This is a genomic window from Micromonospora sp. L32, assembly GCF_052068055.1.
In the GTDB taxonomy this organism is placed as follows: Bacteria; Actinomycetota; Actinomycetes; order Mycobacteriales; family Micromonosporaceae; genus Micromonospora; species Micromonospora purpureochromogenes.
The window spans coordinates 215,086-232,259 of record NZ_JBQHDD010000002.1; the positions used below are offsets into that span (position 1 = coordinate 215,086).

Sequence of the window (17,174 nt, forward strand, 5' to 3'; positions counted from 1 at the left end):
CGGTGGTTGTCAGGAAGCCGACGCCGGCGCCGCTTCCGTGGCCGGGTCGGACAGCGAGAGGCGACGGGTGGCGATCCGCCAGCCCACCGCGTAGACCAGCGTCACCAGTCCGCAGCCGGCGAGCACCACCCGCTCGTCGACCAGGTCCACCACCGAGGCCACCACCAGCTGGCTGACCGAGATTGCCAGCGTCGCCAGCATCATGTCGGTGGCGAAGACCCGACCGCGCAGCCGGTCCGGCACCTCGCCCTGCAGGGCGAAGTTCGACAGGACCCAGTTGCTGCCACCGCCGAAGTGGGCCACGAAGACCAGGACCAGCACCAGCGGGAACCAGCCGACCACCGAGGTGCCCAGGTAGGCCAGGCCGTACAGGGACATCGACGCGGCCAGGCCGGGCAGCAGCCAGGCCCGGTTGGTGAGCACCCGGCGCATCAGGATCGGCCCGACCAGCGCCCCCGCGCCCCGGAACGCGAAGAGCAGCCCGGCGCCGACCGGGCCGACGCCGTACACGCCGGCGAGCAACGGGAAGACGGTCAGCACGCCGTTGCCCAGCCCGACCGCCGACTTGACCGTGACCAGCGCCAGCACCCGCGGCCGGTGCCCGATGTAGCCCAGCGCCTCCCGGATCGCCGCCCAGGTGCGCGGCGTCGGCAGGTCGGCGTCCCGGGGGGCCTGCAGGGGCCGGCGGATCAGCGCGGCCAGGCCCGCGGCCAGCGCCAGGCCGACCGCTGCCACCCAGAAGCAGGCGTACGGCCCGGCCGCCGCGCTCAGCACGCCGCCGAGCGAGGCGCCGACCACGGTCATCGTGCCCCAGGCGGAGCCGGCGATCGCGTTGCCGGCGGCCAGTTCGTCCGGGTCGAGCACATTGGGCAGGGCGGCCTGCGCGGCCGGCGAGTAGAACGCCTTCGCCACCGCCACCGCGGCGATCGCCAGCATGGCCAGCCAGGCGGTACCGGCGCTGCGCACGCCGAGCAGGAGCAGCACCCCGAGCAGGGCGGCGACGTTCGCCACCATCATGATCTTCTTGCGGTCGAACCGGTCGGCGATTGTTCCCGTGTACGGCAGCAGCAGCGCGACCACCCCGGTGTCCAGGGCGAGCACCAGCGCGCCCCAGACGCCGCTGCCGGTCAGCTTCGGCAGGAGCACCAGCAGCGGCACCATGACGAACCAGTCGGCGCCGAAGACCACCAGCTCGGCCAGGAAGAGGTTGCGGAAGTTCCGGTTGCGGGTGAGGACCGAGAAGGTGGGCGACACGTGCCCGAACCTTACCCGGCCGCTCACACCGCGGCGGTGCGTCGCAACAGCTGGGAGACGGTGACGAAGGTGTAGCCGCGGTCCCGCAGCCCGTCGATCATCGCCGGCAGGCCGCGCAGCGCGACCTGGCGGCGTTCGGCCCCCACGTCGTGGGCGAGCAGGATGGTGCCCGGCACGACGTCGGCCACGATGCGCCGGGCGTGCCCCGCCGGGTCGTTCGGGAACTCGCCCTCGACCATCTGGAGCGACCAGAGCACCAGGCGGTAGTCGAGGCGTACGGCGGCGTGCAGGACCGCGCCGCCGAGGTGGCCGTACGGCGGCCGGGCCACCCGGGGCGGGCGGCCGGTGACGTCGGTGATGGCGTCGTGGGAGCGGCGCAGGTCGTCGTGGACCTCGGCGGCGTCCATCCGGGCCAGGTCCCGGTGCCGCCAGCTGTGGTTGCCCACCTCGTGCCGGCCCAGCCGGTCCCGGATCAGACCGGCGTGCCGGCGGACCCGCTGGCCGACCAGGAAGAAGGTGGCCGGCACGTCGTGCTCGTCGAGGGTGTCCAGCACCATCGGCGTCCACTGTGGCAGCGGGCCGTCGTCGAAGGTCAGCGCCACCGTCCGGTCCTCGGTCGGGACATGCCAGACCACCTCCAGCGCGCCGCCGCCGACCTGCTGCCGGCGGTTGCCCACGGTGGCGCTGGCCGGCCCGCCGGCGAGCGGGAGCCGCCGGTCGGCGAGGTACGTGGTCTCGGACATCCCGACCGCACCGATCGCGGTGCCACCGGCCAGCAGCGCGCCGCCGCGCAGCACCGTCCGCCGTCCCCACCGCACGCCGTCCCCGCCCGCCATGCCGCGCCCCGCCCGTCTGGTCGTCCGAAGTGGATGATCGACAACCGACGGTAGGGGGCCGCCGCAACGCCGGCACAGGGCCAAGGTCACGGCGGGCTGTCGGAGTTTCGACAGCACAGCGCCCCGGCCGGTGGTACGGGCCGGGGGCGCTGTGCGTGGGTCGGACTACTCCTCGGTCGGCGGCAGCGGCGAGCGCCGGGTCTTCGGCAGCCGCAGCACCTCGAACTGGTCCGTGCCGTCCAGCAGCGCGGCCGAGGGCGCCGGCCGGGCCGGCGATCCGGCGGCCGGCGTACCGGTGGCGGCGACCGCGGCCGGGACCGGCGCGTCGGTCTCGTCCCCGGCGGCGGCCGGCGCGGCCGGCTCGACCGGGGCCGGGCCGCCGGAGCGCCGGGCCCGGCGGGCCCGCAGCGACTCCTTGGTGCGCTCCACCATGGTGTAGAGCGTCGGCACCAGCACCAGGGTCAGCAGCGTCGAGCTGAGCAGACCGCCGATCACCACCACGGCCAGCGGCTGGGAGATGAAGCCGCCCTCGCCGGTCAGCCCGAGGGCCATCGGCAGGAGCGCGAAGATGGTGGCGACCGCGGTCATCAGGATCGGACGCAGCCGCCGCCGGCCGCCCTCGACCACCGCCTCGGCCACGCCCATCCCCTGCGCCCGGTACTGGTTGACCAGGTCCAGCAGCACGATGGCGTTGGTCACCACGATGCCGACCAGCATGAGCACGCCGATCAGCGCCGGCACGCCCAGCGGGGTGCCGGTGACCAGCAGCAGGCCGATCGCGCCGGTCGCGGCGAACGGGATCGAGATCAGCAGGATCAGCGCCTGGGTGATGCTGCGGAAGGTCGCCACCATGATCAGGAAGACGATCGCGATCGCGGCCAGCACCGCCAGGCCCAGGTCGCCGAAGGCGTCCTCCTGCTCGGCGCTCGCGCCACCGACGGTCACCGTCGCGCCGGGCACGTCGATGTCGTCGATCCGCTTCCGCAGCTCCTGGGTGATCGCTCCCAGGTTGGAGCCGGTGGCGGTGCCGGTGACGGACACGCTGCGCTCGCCGTCGATCCGGGTGACCTGCTGCGGTCCCTCGCCCTGGGTGACGTCCGCGATGTCGTCCAGCTTGACCGGGCCGACGGGAAGGGCCCGCAACTGCTCCACGGTCCTCGGCGGGGTGGCCGAGGTCCGCAGCACCACGTCCTGCTGACCGCCGTCCAGGGTCACCCGCCCCAGCGGGGCGCCCCGGTACGCCTGCGACACCAGCTGCCCGACCGCCGCCTCGCTCAGCCCGACCCGGGCCGCGGCGAGCCGGTCGACGCTGACGTCGACCCGGGGCACGCGCGTCGCCAGGCTGGTCGAGACGTCCTCGACGTCCGGCGTGCCGGCCATCGCCGCGCGAGCCTCCTCGGCGGCCCTGGCCAGCGTCTCCTGGTCGGCGGCCTGGACGACCAGCTCCAGCTGGTCACCCTGGCCCTGGCCGAAGGTGAGCTCGCCGACCTCGGCACCGAGGGCGTCGAACTTCTCCCGCAGGATCTCCTTCATCTCCTTGGCGTCGGTGTCGCCGTCGAGCGCCACCGACCAGCGGGCGGTGTTGTTGCCCCCGCCGGCCAGCCACGGCTGGTCGCTGCCGCCCGCCGTGACCTGGTACGTCTCGACGCCGTCGGTCCGGCCGAGCACCTCCTCGACCCGGCGGGCCGCCTGGTCGGTGGCGGCCAGTCCGGTGCCCGCCGGCAGCTCCTGGGTGATGTTCAGGGTGTCCTGGCCGGAGTCGTCCAGGAAGTTGGTCTCCAGCTTCTGGGCGAGGCCGAACGTGCCGAGCAGCACCAGCAGCCCCACCGCGACGGTGATCCAGCGGGTCCCGCGGGTGCGGGTGGCGAACCCGATCGTCGGCAGGTACGCCCGCTGCAACGGGCTGCGCAGCTCCTTCTCCTCGGCGGCCCGGCGCACCTCGGCGTCGTCCGCCCCGGCCCGGCGCGGCGTGAGGAACCAGTACGCCAGCACCGGGATCACGGTCAGCGAGACCAGCAGCGAGGCGAGCAGGGCCACCGTCACGGTGATCGCGAACGGCGCGAAGAGCTGCCCGACGAAGCCGCCCACCAGCGCGATCGGGGCGAACACCGCGACCGTGGTGAGGGTCGACGCGGTCACCGCGCCGGCCACCTCGCGGACCGCGGTGACGATCGCGTCCCGCTTGGGTTCGCCGTACTCCAGGTGGCGTTTGATGTTCTCCAGCACCACGATCGAGTCGTCGACCACCCGGCCCACGGCGATGGTGAGCGCGCCGAGGGTGAGCAGGTTGAGCGAGTAGTCGCCGACCCAGAGCGCGAGCAGCGCCACCACCACCGACAGCGGGATGGAGACCGCGGTGACCAGGGTGGAGCGCACCGACAGCAGGAAGACCAGGATCACCACCACGGCCATGAGCAGGCCGAGCAGGCCCTCGGTGGTCAGGCTCTCGATGGACTTCTCGACGAACGGCGCCTGGTCGAAGACGACGGTCAGCTCGGCGCCGGAGGTGGAGCGCAGGGCGTCGAGCCGGTCCCGGATCTCGTGCGAGATGCGTACGGCGTTGCCGTCCGGGGCGGCGATCACCTGGACGCCGAGGCTCTCGATGCCGTTGGTGCGGGTGATCGCGGTGGCCGGGGCGAGCTGCTGCTGCACGGCGGCCACGTCACCGAGGCGGACCGGCGGCGCCTTGGGCACGCTCGGGGTGAGCACGATGCCGCGCAGGTCGTCCAGGGTGGTGATCGGGGCGCCGACCTGCACCGGGAGCGCCCGGGTGCCGTCGGTGACCGCGCCGGCCGGCACGGAGATGCCGTTGGTCTTCAGCGCCGTCGGAATGGCGGTCGGGGCCAGCTTCTTGGCGGCGAACTTCGCCGGGTCCGGCGTGATCGTCACGACCTGGTCGCGGGTGCCGGTCACCTCGACGGTACGGACGCCGTCGATCCCCTCCAGCTCTCCTACGACGGTGCTGCGCAGCTTCTCCGCCAGCGCCCGCTCGTCGCCGCCGCCGCTGGCGGCGAGCACCACCGCGGGCAGGTCGTCGGTGCTCCCGGTGAGGACCTGCGGGTCCACCTCCGCGGGGAGCTGCGCGTCGATCCGGCCCAGCGCGGTCTGCATCTTGTTGGCCGCGTCGTCGACGTCGGTGCCGAACTCGAACTGCACCGAGACGGTCGCCGAACCCTCCCGCGAGGTGGAGGTGACCTTCTCCAGCCCGGGCAGGCCCTGGAGGCTGTTCTCGATCGGCTCGGTGACCTGGGACTCGACGATCTCCGGCCCGGCGCCGGGGTAGACCGCCACGACGAACGCGCCGGGGAACTCCAGCGACGGAAGCAGCTGCTGCTTGAGCGAGGGGACGGCGAACGCCCCGAACGCCGCGGTCACCACCGCGATCAGGGCGACCAGTCCCCGGTTGGCGAGGCTGGATCGGGCGAGCAGCGACATCAGCGGACTCACTCCTGCAGGAGGTCGACGGGGTGACCAGAGTGTGCCCGATTCACTTTCCCCCACCCCCACCGGCCCACCGCCGCCCCCACCCACCGGCACCCCGCTCGTTGATCATGAAATTGCCGGGAAAGCGCATTCCAGGCTGCCAACTTCATGATCAACGCTCGACCCCGTCGGAGCGGGGGACCGGGGGGTCAGGCGAGGTCGAGGGAGCGGGCGGCGGCGAGGGGGTCGTTGGCGATGGTGACAGGGGCGGGGGCGGTGGAGATGGCCCACTCCGGGTCCTTGAGGCCGTGGCCGGTGACCGTGCAGACGACCGTGGAACCGGGCGGGACCCGGCCCGCCGCGGCCTGCTGGAGCAGGCCGGCCACGCTGGCCGCGCTGCCCAGCTCGACGAAGACGCCCACCTCCCGGGCGAGCAGCCGGTACGCCGACAGGATCTCCCGGTCGGTGACCGCCGCGATCAGGCCCTGCGAGGCGTCCCGGGCGTCGACCGCCTTCGTCCAGCTCGCCGGGTTGCCGATCCGGATGGCGGTGGCGATCGTGGACGGCTCGTGCACCACCTGGCCGGTCACGATCGGCGCGGCGCCGGCGGCCTGGAAGCCGTACATCTTCGGGGCCCGGGTGGCGTTGCCGGCGGCCAGGTCCTCGCCGTAGCCCATCCAGTACGCGGAGATGTTGCCGGCGTTGCCGACCGGCAGGCAGTGGATGTCGGGGGCGTCGCCGAGCGCCTCGACGATCTCGAAGGCGGCGGTCTTCTGGCCGTGCAGCCGGTCCGGGTTGACGGAGTTGACCAGCGCCACCGGGAAGTCCTGGGCGAGCTTCGCGGCCAGCGACAGGCAATCGTCGAAGTTGCCGTGGACCTGGAGCAGCTTCGCCCCGTGCACCAGCGCCTGGGCCAGCTTGCCCAGCGCGATCTTGCCCTGCGGCACGAGCACCGCGCAGGTGATCCCGGCGCGGGCCGCGTACGCCGCGGCGGAGGCGCTGGTGTTGCCGGTGGAGGCGCAGATGATCACCTTGTCGCCCGCCTCGACCGCCTTGGACACCGCGACGGTCATGCCGCGGTCCTTGAACGAGCCGGTCGGGTTGGCCCCCTCGACCTTCAGGTGCACGTCACAGCCGAGCCGGGCGGAGAGCACCGGCGCGGGCAGCAGCGGGGTGTTCCCCTCGTGCAGGGTGACGACGGGGGTGGCGTCGGTGACCGGCAGCCGGTCCCGGTACGTCTCGATCAGACCCCGCCACATGTCGCTCTCCTCGCCTCGCCCCGTTCCTTCGGGGGTGCCTCAAGCCTGGACCAACCGACCGGGGTGGCGACCGGCGCACCCGCCGCCACCCACCAGACGGGACGCCCTACTGCCCGCCCTCCACCCGCAGCACGCTGGTCACCGATCCGACGATGTCCAGCCCGCGCAGCTCGCGTACGGTCGCGGCGAGCGCCGCGTCCGGCGCGACGTGGGTGACGATGACCAGCTCGGCGTCGGAGCCCCGACCGGCCGGCCCGCCGCCCGCCGGGCCCTGCCGCACGGTGGCGATGGAGACCTCGTGCCGGGCGAACACCCCGGCCACCGCCTCCAGCACACCCGGACGGTCGGCCACGTCGAGGCTGATGTGGTAGCGGGTCAGCGCCTCCCCCATCGGCCGCACCGCCAGGTCGGCGTACGCGGACTCGCTGGCCGCCCGCGCCCCGGCGAGCCGGTTGCGGGCCACCGCCACCACGTCGCCGAGGACAGCGCTGGCCGTCGGCGCGCCACCGGCGCCCCGGCCGTAGAACATCAGCTGCCCGGCCGCCTCGGCCTCGACGAAGACCGCGTTGAACGCGTCGCCGACGCTGGCCAGCGGGTGGGTCAGCGGGATCATCGCCGGGTGCACCCGCACGCTGACCGTCTCCCGGCCCGCGGCGTCGGCGCCCCGGGCCGCGATGCAGAGCAGCTTGATCGTGCAGCCCATCGCCCGGGCGCTGGCCACGTCCGCGGCGGTCACCTCGGTGATCCCCTCGCGGTGCACGTCGGCGGCGGTGACCCGGGTGTGGAACGCCAGCGAGGCGAGGATGGCGGCCTTGGCGGCGGCGTCGAAGCCCTCCACGTCGGCGGTCGGGTCCGCCTCGGCGTACCCGAGCTCGGTGGCCTCCTCCAGCGCCTCGGCGAAGCCGGCGCCGGTGGCGTCCATCGCCGAGAGGATGAAGTTGGTGGTGCCGTTGACGATGCCGGTGACCCGGTTGATCCGGTCCCCGTGCAGCGAGTCGCGCAGCGGGCGCAGCAGCGGGATCGCCCCCGCCACCGAGGCCTCGTAGTAGAGGTCGGCGCCGCCCTCGGCCGCCGCGTCGTGCAGGGCCGCGCCGTCCTCGGCGAGCAGCGCCTTGTTGGCGGTGACCACGCTCTTGCCGGCCCGCAGCGCCTCGACCAGCCAGCCGCGCGCCGGCTCGATGCCGCCGACCACCTCGACCACCACGTCGACGTCGTCGCGCTTGATCAGCCCGAGCGGGTCGGTGGTGAACAGCGCCGGGTCGACCGGCAGGTCACCGCGGTCGCGCCCGACCCGGCGTACGGCGATGCCGGCGATCTCCAGCGGGGCGCCGATCCGGGCGGCGAGGTCGGCCGACTGCTGGTGCAGCAACCGGACCACCTCGCTGCCCACGGTCCCGCAGCCGAGCAGCGCCAAACGCACAGGTGACGTCATCCCACATCCAAAGCGAGCAGGTCCTCTTCGGTTTCCCGCCGGACGATCAGCCGGGCCCGGCCGTCCCGCACCGCGACCACCGGGGGGCGGGGCACGTGGTTGTAGTTGCTGGCCATGCTGCGGCAGTACGCACCCGTGCCGGGCACCGCGACAAGATCTCCGGGCTGCACGTCGGCGGGCAGGAATTCATCCTTCACCACGATGTCCCCGGACTCACAGTGCTTTCCCACCACGCGGGCGAGCATCGGCTCGGCCACCGACGCCCGGTTCGCCATCGTGGCCGAGTACGAGGCGTCGTAGAGCGCGGTGCGGATGTTGTCGCTCATCCCGCCGTCGACACTGACGTAGGTGCGGATCCCGTCGACGTCCTTGACCGTGCCGACCTCGTACAGGGTGAAGACGGCCGGGCCGACGATCGCCCGGCCGGGCTCGATCGACAGGTGCGGCACGGCCAGCCGCTCCGCCGCGCACTCGCCGTCCACGATCTTGCGCAGCCGCTTGGCCAGTTCCTGGGGCGAGGCCGGGTCGTCCTGGGTGGTGTACGCGATGCCGAAGCCGCCGCCGAGGTCCAGCTCGGGCAGCTCCACCCCGCGGGCGTCGCGGATCTGCGCCTGCAGGGCGAGCACCCGGCGAGCGGAGACCTCGAAGCCGCTGGCGTCGAAGATCTGCGACCCGATGTGCGAGTGCAGGCCGCGCAGGTCGAGCACGCCCTCGTCGAGCACCTTGAAGGCGGCCGCCGCGGCCGCCCCGCCGGCGAGCGAGAAGCCGAACTTCTGGTCCTCGTGCGCGGTGGCGATGAACTCGTGGGTGTGCGCCTCGACGCCGACGGTGACCCGGATCAGCACGCCGGGGCGTACCCCGCGCTCGCGGGCCAGCGCGGTGAGCCGGTCGATCTCGGTGAACGAGTCGAGGATGATCCGACCCACCCCGGCGTCCAGCGCCCGGGTCAGCTCGGCCACGGACTTGTTGTTGCCGTGGAAGCCGATCTTCTCCGGCGGCATCCCCGCCGAGAGCGCGGTGGCCAGCTCGCCGCCGGTGCAGACGTCGAGGTGCAGGCCCTCCTCGGCGATCATGCGGACCACGGCGCGGCAGAGGAACGCCTTGCCCGCGTAGTAGACGTCGACGTCCTGGAAGGCGGCGCGGAAGTCGCGGCAGCGCGACCGCAGGTCGTCCTCGTCGAGGACGTACAGCGGGGTGCCGTACTCGGCGGCGATGTCGTGGATGCCCAGGCCGGCGACGGCGAGCGCGCCGTCGTCGGCGCGCGTCACGTTGCGCGGCCACAGCTGCGGCACCAGGGCGTTGACGTCGACCGGGGTACGCAGCCACGCCGGCTCCCGGCTGCCGATGTCGCCGTGCATGGCACCGGCCTCATGTGCGCGCACAGGTGCTCACATCCTCTCCGGAGCGGTGACGCCGAGCAGGTGCAGGCCGTTGGCGATGACCACCCGGGTCGCGTCGTTGAGCCAGAGCCGGGCCCGGTGCAGGTCGGTGACCTCCTCGTCACCGCGCGGCAGGATCCGGCAGTTGTCGTAGAACCGGTGGTATGCCCCGGCCAGCTCCTCCAGGTAGCGGGCCACCCGGTGCGGCCCCCGGAGCTCGGCGGCGGTGGCCACCACGGCGGGGAACTCGGCGAGCGCCTTGAGCAGCTCGTTCTCCTTCTCGTGCCCGAGCAGCTCGGCCCGGAAGCCGGCGGCGTCACCGCGGGTCAGCCCGACCTCGGCGGCGTTGCGCCCGACGCTGGCCGTCCGGGCGGCGACGTACTGCACGTAGTAGACCGGGTTGTCGCGGGTGGCCCGGGTCCACAGCTCGACGTCGATGTCGATCGGCGAGTCGCTGGAGTAGCGGGCGAGCGCGTACCGGGAGGCGTCCACGCCGATCGCGTCGACCAGGTCCTCCAGGGTGACCACGGTGCCGGCCCGCTTGCTCATCCGCACCGGGGCACCCTCGCGGACCAGGTTGACCAGCTGGCCGATGAGGATCTCCAGGTTGCGGTCCGGGTCGTCGCCGAAGCAGGCCGCCATCGCCTTCATCCGGCCGATGTAGCCGTGGTGGTCGGCGCCGAGCATGATCACGACCCGCTCGAAGCCGCGCTCGCGCTTGTCCAGGTAGTAGGCGCAGTCGGCGGCGAAGTAGGTCCACTCGCCGTTGGACTTGCGCAGCACCCGGTCCTTGTCGTCGCCGAAGTCGGTGGTCCGCAGCCAGGTGGCACCGCCGGCCTCGAAGAGGTGGCCCTGCTCGCGCAGCCGCTCCAGGGCGAGGTCCAGCTCGCCCCGGTCGTGCAGGTCCTTCTCGTTGAAGTAGGTGTCGAACTCCACCCCGAAGGCGCGCAGCGAGGACTTGATCTCGGCGAACATCAGCGCGACGCCCTCGACCCGGAAGACCTCCTGGGCGGCGGCGTCGTCCAGCTCCAGCACGTCCGGCCGGACGGCGCGGACCTGCTCGGCGATCTCGGCGATGTACGCGCCGCCGTACCCGTCCTCGGGGGCCGGCTCGCCCTTCGCGGCGGCGAGCAGCGACCGGGCGAACCGGTCGATCTGGGACCCGGCGTCGTTGAAGTAGTACTCGGTGCCCACGTCGGCGCCCGTGGCGCGGAGCAGCCGGCTCAGCGCGTCGCCGACGGCCGCCCAGCGGACGCCGCCGATGTGCACCGGGCCGGTGGGGTTGGCCGAGACGAACTCGAGGTTGATCTTCTGGCCGGCGAGGGCGTCGCTGCGGCCGTACTCCGCGCCGGCCTCGACGATCGACCGGGCGAGCTGGCCCGCGGCGGCGGCGTCGAGCCGGATGTTGAGGAAGCCGGGGCCGGCGATCTCCACGGACTTGACGCCGGGGGCGCGGCCGAGCTGGTCGGCCAGCGCGGCGGCCAGCTCCCGCGGCGGGACCCCCACCTTCTTGCTGAGCTGCAGCGCCAGCGTCGAGGCGTAGTCGCCGTGCTCGGGGTTACGGGGTCGCTCCACCGCCGTCCGCGCCGGGAGCGCGGCCGGGTCCAGGCCCCGCTCGGTGAAGACGGCGTGGGCTGCGGAGAGGACGACCTCGGCGAGTTCTGCGGGAGTCACCGAACCATGTTATCGGGGGTAGACTCGGGCACTCGGCGGCGACCCTGCGCGTCACCCGGCCCGCCAATCCCCTGACCGACCGACCTGACGAGGCACCATGAGCATCAGCACCCCGGGCGGCCCGGAGCGCCGTCCGACCGTGGTCAGCACCGGCAAGAAGCCGGCGGCTGGCCGGCCCGCGTCCGGCGCCAAGCCCGGGGCCGGCAAGTCGGCGGGCTCCCCCCGCCCGACCTCGGGTGGCAAGGGCCCCCGCAAGCCGATCACGCCGGTCAAGGTGAGCCAGGGCCGGCCCTGGGGCCCGATCGCGCTCTTCGTGGCCGTCGGCGTGCTCGCCGCGGCGATCATCGGGTACGGCGCGTACGCGGCCTTCCAGGGCTCCAAGCCGTGGGAGAAGCGGGCCGCCGACATCGACGGCATCGTCGACTTCCGGAAGAAGGACGCCAAGCTCGTCCAGGGCGGCCAGCACCAGCAGGGCCCGATCAAGTACGACGTCAACCCGCCGGTCGCGGGCCCGCACAACGCGGCCTGGCAGAACTGCATGGGTGACGTCTACGACGCCCCGATCGCCAGCGAGCACGCGGTGCACAGCATGGAGCACGGCGCGGTCTGGATCACGTACCGCTCCGACCTGCCGGCCGACCAGGTGACGAAGCTGAAGAGCAAGGTCCAGGGCAAGGAGAAGCTGATGCTCAGCCCGTTCGACGGGCTGGACAAGCCGATCTCGCTGCAGGCCTGGGGCTACCAGCTCAAGGTCGACAACGCCGACGACGGCCGGATCGACGACTTCATCAAGACCCTGCGCGTCAACGCCTCGGTCGAGGGCCCGAACGCCAACTGCGGCCAGGGCATCACGGCCACCGGCACCACCCCGCGCGACCCGCAGCCCACCCAGTAAGGACGGCCATGACCGCTCCCGTGACGACGGCCAGCGCACCCGACGAGGCCCCGGTCACCGACGACGGTGGCCGGCGGTCCGCGCGCCGCTACGGCGTCCTCGCGCTGACCGCCGCCGTCGTGGTCGGTCTCCTCCTCGGGTACGCCGGCGGCCTGCTGACGCCGAGCCTCACCCGACCGGGTGACAGCTCGGCCGAGGCGGGCTTCGCCCGGGACATGACCAGCCATCACGCCCAGGCGGTGGAGATGGGCCTGATCGCCTTCCAGAAGGGCAGCGACCCGGAGGTACGCCAGGTCGGCGGCGACATCGCCACCGGTCAGCAGGGCGAGATCGGCACCATGCAGACCTGGCTGCGGTCGTGGGGGCTGGACCCGACCGGCTCCGAGCCGGCGATGGCCTGGATGCCGGACGGCCGGGAGAGCCTCCGGGACGGGCTGATGCCCGGCATGGCGACGCCGCAGGAGATGGCGCAGCTGCGCGCGGCGCAGGGGCACGACCTCGACGTGCTCTTCCTGCGCATGATGATCAAGCACCATCTGGGTGGGATCCACATGATCCAGGGGATCCTCGACCACGGCGGGGACGACGACGTGCTCAAGGTCGCGCAGACCATGAAGAACACGCAGCAGACGGACCTGGTCAACCTCCAGAACGCCCTCAAGCGCCTGGGCGGCTGATCCCGGCATCCGGCTCGACGGAGGCCCGCGTACCGCCTCGGCGGACGCGGGCCTCCGTCCGTTCCGACCCGCATGGGTGTCCCTTTACTCCCTTTTAGCGACCTTTGGCCGCTCCGACCGATTGCGGTCGTTGGAGACTTTTCTCCCCACATATCGTGACCAGTTGCGATTCGGGCTCGTTGCGCAGGACGTGGGGGTTGCACTGAGAGACGCGCGGCGTTCGGTCACCAGCTGGTGCCGGCGCCACACCATCGGCGGTGACGGAGCGGTGGCAGCCGTCCGTCGCGGACACCGGCAGGGCGAGCCCGGAACGCTCAGCCGCGAACAGGAACTCGAACTGATCGACGCCCTGCGGAGCGTCCACCCCGACGAGTTCGGGCTGGACGAGGAGCTGTGGACGCGACAGAGCCTGACCACGCTGATCCAGCGCCAGTTCGACCTGGCGATGGACGCCGGCACCGTCGGGGCGTACCTGCGGGCCTGGGGGTTGGGTCCGCGGGAGCCGCGGGAGCGGGCCTGCGGGCTCTGCGTCGGCGCGGTCGAGCGCTGGGTACGCAGCGAGTACCCGGCGATCACCCGGGCCGCCCAGGAGCACTCCGCGGAGGTCTACTGGATCGGCCGCGTACGCCTGCGCGGCACCATGCCGGCCGCGGACGTGATCTCCGCGGTGTCGTCCCGGGGCCGGGTCCGGTTCATGGTGACCACGCCCGGCGTGGACGCGCCGCTCCCCCGCGACTTCGTGCTGCGGCTCAGCGGCGCCGAGGAGCGCACCGTGCACCTGATCGTGGACGGCTCGTGGCCCAAGAACGAGTGGCCCCGACGCCTCCCCCGCCGCATCGTCCTGCACCCCCTCCCCAGCTGCGGCCGCGCCCTCGCCGCCGCCTGACCCCCCGGCTCTTTCGCGTTGATCATGAAGTTGTTGTCGGCGGACACGGTGTGTCGGGACAACAACTTCATGATCAACGCGGGATTCGAGGGACACGGAGGGGGCAGCGGGTACCGATTCGGTGTTCGGGACGGGGTTTGGTACTCTTCTCGGGTCGCTGAGCCCCCGTAGCTCAGGGGATAGAGCACCGCCCTCCGGAGGCGGGGGCGCAGGTTCGAATCCTGCCGGGGGCACACAACATCGCAGGAGCGGGCTCCGCGACAAGACGAACGAGGATTCCCCGGCGGGTACGCCGGGGAATTTTTCGTTTCCCGGATCGGCACTCACCCGCAGGTCGTGGCCCCGGCGACCAGGCGGCGGGGTGGACCGGCCCGGGCGGGAGACCGGCGCCACAGCCGCCGATGTCTACCGCGTCACCCGGCCGCCGAGGAACCAGACAGCCCCGCCAGCCGGGGCAGGGACCGGACTCCATATTGCCGGATTGTTACAACGGCCGGCCAACGGAAACTTGCGGATCGCCGTCGCGCGTGAATAAGTTGTGGTACGCAACAAAACCTCGTGAGGCCCGATCCAGCGAGAGGCATCCATGATGTTGGCGAGGTGCAGCAAGTCATGAGCGACGCGCCCATCCTCCTGGAAATGCGCTCCATCACCAAGGAGTTCCCGGGAGTCAAGGCCCTTTCCGACGTCAACCTCGTGGTTCGCGCCGGTGAGATCCACGCCATCTGCGGCGAGAACGGTGCGGGCAAGTCGACGCTGATGAAGGTGCTCAGCGGCGTCTACCCGTACGGCACGTACGACGGCGACATCATCTACCAGGGCGCCGAGACCCGCTTCTCCGACATTCGGGCGAGCGAGGCCGCCGGCATCGTGATCATCCACCAGGAGCTCGCGCTCATCCCGCACATGTCGATCACCGAGAACATCTTCCTCGGCAACGAGCCGCGCAAGCGGGGTGCGATCGACTGGAAGGCCGCGAACCGGATGGCCCTGGACCTGATGGCCCGGGTCGGTCTCCAGGAGGACCCGGACACCCTGATCAAGGACATCGGCGTCGGCAAGCAGCAGCTGGTGGAGATCGCCAAGGCGTTCGCCAAGGACGTCAAGCTGCTCATCCTGGACGAGCCCACCGCCGCGCTCAACGAGGCGGACTCGCGCCACCTGCTGGACCTGCTGCGCGGCTTCCGCTCGCGGGGCGTCACCTCGATCATGATCTCGCACAAGCTGAACGAGATCGAGGCGATCGCCGACCAGATCACCATCCTGCGCGACGGCAGGACGGTGGAGACCCTGGACGTCCAGGCGGGCGGGGTCGACGAGGACCGGATCGTGCGGGGCATGGTCGGTCGTGAGCTGAGCAGCCGCTTCCCGGACCACACGCCCAAGATCGGCGAGGTCTTCTTCGAGGTCCGCGACTGGAACGTCCGGCACCCGATCTCGGCCGAGCGCCAGGTCTGCAAGAACGAGAGCTTCGTCGTGCGCCGCGGCGAGATCGTCGGCTTCGCCGGCCTGATGGGCGCGGGCCGCACCGAGCTGGCGATGAGCGTCTTCGGCCGCTCCTACGGGGTGTACGAGTCGGGCACGATCATCAAGGACGGCAAGGAGATCGTGCTGAAGTCGGTGGCGGACGCGATCGCCCACGGGCTCGCGTACGTCAGCGAGGACCGCAAGGCGATCGGCCTCAACCTGCTCGACGACATCAAGACGTCGACGGTGGCCGCCAAGCTGTCCAAGATCTCCCGGCGCGGCGTCCTGGACGAGGTCGCGGAGTACAAGGCGGCCGAGTCGTACCGCCGGGAGCTGCGGACCAAGACCCCGTCGGTCGACGAGGGCGTCTCCAAGCTCTCCGGCGGCAACCAGCAGAAGGTCGTCCTGGCGAAGTGGATGTTCACCGACCCCGACCTGCTGATCCTCGACGAGCCGACGCGCGGCATCGACGTGGGCGCCAAGTACGAGATCTACGGAATCATCCAGCGGCTCGCCGACCAGGGGAAGGGCGTCGTCGTCATCTCCTCGGAACTGCCTGAGCTGATCGGGCTCTGCGACCGCATCTACACCGTGTTCGAAGGAACCATCACCGGCGAGATCGCCCGCGAGGATGCGGACCCGGAGACCCTCATGAAGCAGATGACCTCTACGAAGAAGATGCAGACACGATGAGCCGATTGAAGGACCTGCAGAAGAACCTCTTCGGAGGCACCACCTCCAACGCCCGCCAGTTCGGGATGATCTTCACCCTCGTGGCGATCGTCGTCCTGTTCCAGATCCTCACGGACGGGCTGACCCTGCGGTCGGACAACCTGATCGCGCTGTTCCAGCAGAACTCGTACATCCTCATCCTGGCCATCGGCATGCTGATGGTGATCGTCGCCGGGCACATCGACCTGTCGGTCGGCTCGGTCGCCGCCATCGCCGGCATCCTGGTGGCCAAGTCGATGGCGGAGTGGTCGCTGCCCTGGCCCGTCGCCATCCTCTTCGGCCTCGCCATCGGCGCTGTCATCGGCGCCTGGCAGGGCTTCTGGGTCGCCTACATCGGGGTACCGGCGTTCATCGTCACCCTGGCGGGCTTCCTGCTCTTCCGCGGCGGCAACCAGTTCATCGGCAACGCGAACACCATCCCGGTGCCGGAGGACTTCCGGCTGATCGGCTCGGGCTTCCTGCCTGAGGTCGGGCCGAGCACGGGCTACAACAACCTGACGCTGCTGCTCGGCCTCGCCGCCTGCGTGGCCGTGGTGTGGCGGGAGTTGAAGTCCCGCAAGACCCGTCGGGAGATGGACGCCGACCCGGCGCCGATGTGGATCTCGGTCCTCCGGATGGCCGTCATGGTCGGTCTGATCGTCTTCGCCTCGCTGCGCTTCGCCAGCGGCCGCGTCGGCACCAGCTTCCCGGTCTCCGGCATCATCCTGGTGGCGCTGGTCCTCGCGTACTCCTTCTACACCCGCAACACCGCCGGCGGCCGGCACATCTACGCGGTCGGCGGCAACTCCCGGGCCGCGGAGCTCTCCGGTGTGAAGCTCAAGCGGGTCAACTTCTTCGTCATGATGAACATGTCGGTCCTGGCCGCCCTGGCCGGCATGATCTTCGTGGCCCGTTCGGCGGCCTCCGGTCCGCAGGACGGCAACGGCTGGGAACTGGACGCGATCGCCGCGGTCTTCATCGGCGGCGCGGCCGTCTCGGGCGGCATCGGGACCATCAGCGGCTCGATCGTCGGTGGTCTGGTCATGGCCGTGCTCAACAACGGCCTGCAACTGCTGGGTGTCGGCACCGACCGCGTCCAGATCATCAAGGGCCTGGTCCTGCTGCTGGCCGTCGCGCTCGACGTCTACAACAAGAAGCAGGGACGCTTCTCGATCATCGGCAGCCTCACCCGCTCGTTCCGCCGAGACGCACCCAGCACGCCCTCGTCTGCGTCGGAAGCGGAGCGCGAGCCCGCCAAGACCGCGGTGTCCGGCTGACGGC

At 71.8% G+C, this 17,174-nt stretch carries 12 protein-coding genes and 1 tRNA gene; 6 read left to right on the forward strand and 7 right to left on the reverse strand.

From position 1 onward, the window contains the following. Positions 1–9: 9 nt before the first annotated feature. From ACTMTB_RS05585 to argS, 7 genes are all read right to left on the reverse strand, one after another. Positions 10–1,254 (reverse strand): MFS transporter, encoded by a 1,245-nt coding sequence (locus ACTMTB_RS05585; protein WP_441142947.1) that lies wholly within the window; start codon positions 1,252–1,254, stop codon positions 10–12. A 23-nt stretch (positions 1,255–1,277) separates the two neighbouring features. Next, the gene (locus tag ACTMTB_RS05590; protein ID WP_441142949.1) at positions 1,278–2,090 is read right to left on the reverse strand and encodes a polysaccharide deacetylase family protein; all 813 of its coding nucleotides are present in this window, start codon (positions 2,088–2,090) and stop codon (positions 1,278–1,280) included. 165 nt (positions 2,091–2,255) lie between these two features. After that, the gene (locus ACTMTB_RS05595) at positions 2,256–5,525 is read right to left on the reverse strand and encodes an efflux RND transporter permease subunit (RefSeq protein WP_441143988.1); all 3,270 of its coding nucleotides are present in this window, start codon (positions 5,523–5,525) and stop codon (positions 2,256–2,258) included. Positions 5,526–5,722: 197 nt separating this feature from the next. Next, positions 5,723–6,772 carry a threonine synthase gene (gene thrC / locus ACTMTB_RS05600; RefSeq protein ID WP_441142951.1) on the reverse strand — a complete coding sequence of 350 codons (1,050 nt, stop codon included), beginning with the start codon at positions 6,770–6,772 and terminating at the stop codon, positions 5,723–5,725. A 106-nt stretch (positions 6,773–6,878) separates the two neighbouring features. Beyond that, on the reverse strand, positions 6,879–8,192 hold the full coding sequence (locus tag ACTMTB_RS05605; RefSeq protein ID WP_441143990.1) for a homoserine dehydrogenase: 1,314 nt from the start codon (positions 8,190–8,192) through the stop codon (positions 6,879–6,881). Between the two features lie 8 nt (positions 8,193–8,200). After that, positions 8,201–9,586: a diaminopimelate decarboxylase gene (gene lysA / locus ACTMTB_RS05610; protein ID WP_441142953.1), complete on the reverse strand. Its 1,386-nt coding sequence runs from the start codon at positions 9,584–9,586 to the stop codon at positions 8,201–8,203. Positions 9,587–9,592: 6 nt separating this feature from the next. Beyond that, positions 9,593–11,257: an arginine--tRNA ligase gene (gene argS, locus ACTMTB_RS05615; RefSeq protein ID WP_441142955.1), complete on the reverse strand. Its 1,665-nt coding sequence runs from the start codon at positions 11,255–11,257 to the stop codon at positions 9,593–9,595. Positions 11,258–11,354: 97 nt separating this feature from the next. On the opposite strand from argS, the gene ACTMTB_RS05620 reads away from it, so the two are divergent. The 6 genes from ACTMTB_RS05620 (at position 11,355) to mmsB (ending at position 17,170) form a co-directional block, all read left to right on the forward strand. Then, complete coding sequence (locus tag ACTMTB_RS05620; protein WP_441142957.1) at positions 11,355–12,152, forward strand: DUF3105 domain-containing protein; 798 nt, start codon at positions 11,355–11,357, stop codon at positions 12,150–12,152. An 8-nt stretch (positions 12,153–12,160) separates the two neighbouring features. After that, positions 12,161–12,829, forward strand: a complete 669-nt coding sequence (locus tag ACTMTB_RS05625; RefSeq protein ID WP_441142959.1) for a DUF305 domain-containing protein — start codon at positions 12,161–12,163, stop codon at positions 12,827–12,829. Between the two features lie 190 nt (positions 12,830–13,019). After that, entirely contained in the window at positions 13,020–13,715 is a 696-nt protein-coding gene (locus ACTMTB_RS05630) for a winged helix-turn-helix domain-containing protein (RefSeq protein WP_357914918.1), read from the forward strand. Between the two features lie 161 nt (positions 13,716–13,876). Next, positions 13,877–13,948: transfer RNA gene (locus tag ACTMTB_RS05635), tRNA-Arg, on the forward strand. 379 nt (positions 13,949–14,327) lie between these two features. Further along, a complete protein-coding gene (mmsA, locus tag ACTMTB_RS05640; protein WP_441142961.1) occupies positions 14,328–15,875 on the forward strand; it encodes a multiple monosaccharide ABC transporter ATP-binding protein in 1,548 nt (515 codons plus the stop codon). Further along, positions 15,872–17,170, forward strand: coding sequence for a multiple monosaccharide ABC transporter permease (mmsB, locus tag ACTMTB_RS05645; protein WP_441142962.1), 1,299 nt, complete (start codon positions 15,872–15,874; stop codon positions 17,168–17,170). Before mmsA ends, mmsB begins: the two co-directional genes overlap by 4 nt. Positions 17,171–17,174 lie beyond the last annotated feature (4 nt).

Coding starts and splice junctions, on each gene's coding strand:
- ACTMTB_RS05625 (WP_441142959.1), top strand. CDS start 12,161: ATGACCGCTCCCGTGACGACGGCCAGCGCACCCGACGAGGCCCCGGTC.
- thrC (WP_441142951.1), bottom strand. CDS start 6,772: ATGTGGCGGGGTCTGATCGAGACGTACCGGGACCGGCTGCCGGTCACC.
- mmsB (WP_441142962.1), top strand. CDS start 15,872: ATGAGCCGATTGAAGGACCTGCAGAAGAACCTCTTCGGAGGCACCACC.
- ACTMTB_RS05590 (WP_441142949.1), bottom strand. CDS start 2,090: ATGGCGGGCGGGGACGGCGTGCGGTGGGGACGGCGGACGGTGCTGCGC.
- mmsA (WP_441142961.1), top strand. CDS start 14,328: ATGAGCGACGCGCCCATCCTCCTGGAAATGCGCTCCATCACCAAGGAG.
- ACTMTB_RS05595 (WP_441143988.1), bottom strand. CDS start 5,525: ATGTCGCTGCTCGCCCGATCCAGCCTCGCCAACCGGGGACTGGTCGCC.
- ACTMTB_RS05620 (WP_441142957.1), top strand. CDS start 11,355: ATGAGCATCAGCACCCCGGGCGGCCCGGAGCGCCGTCCGACCGTGGTC.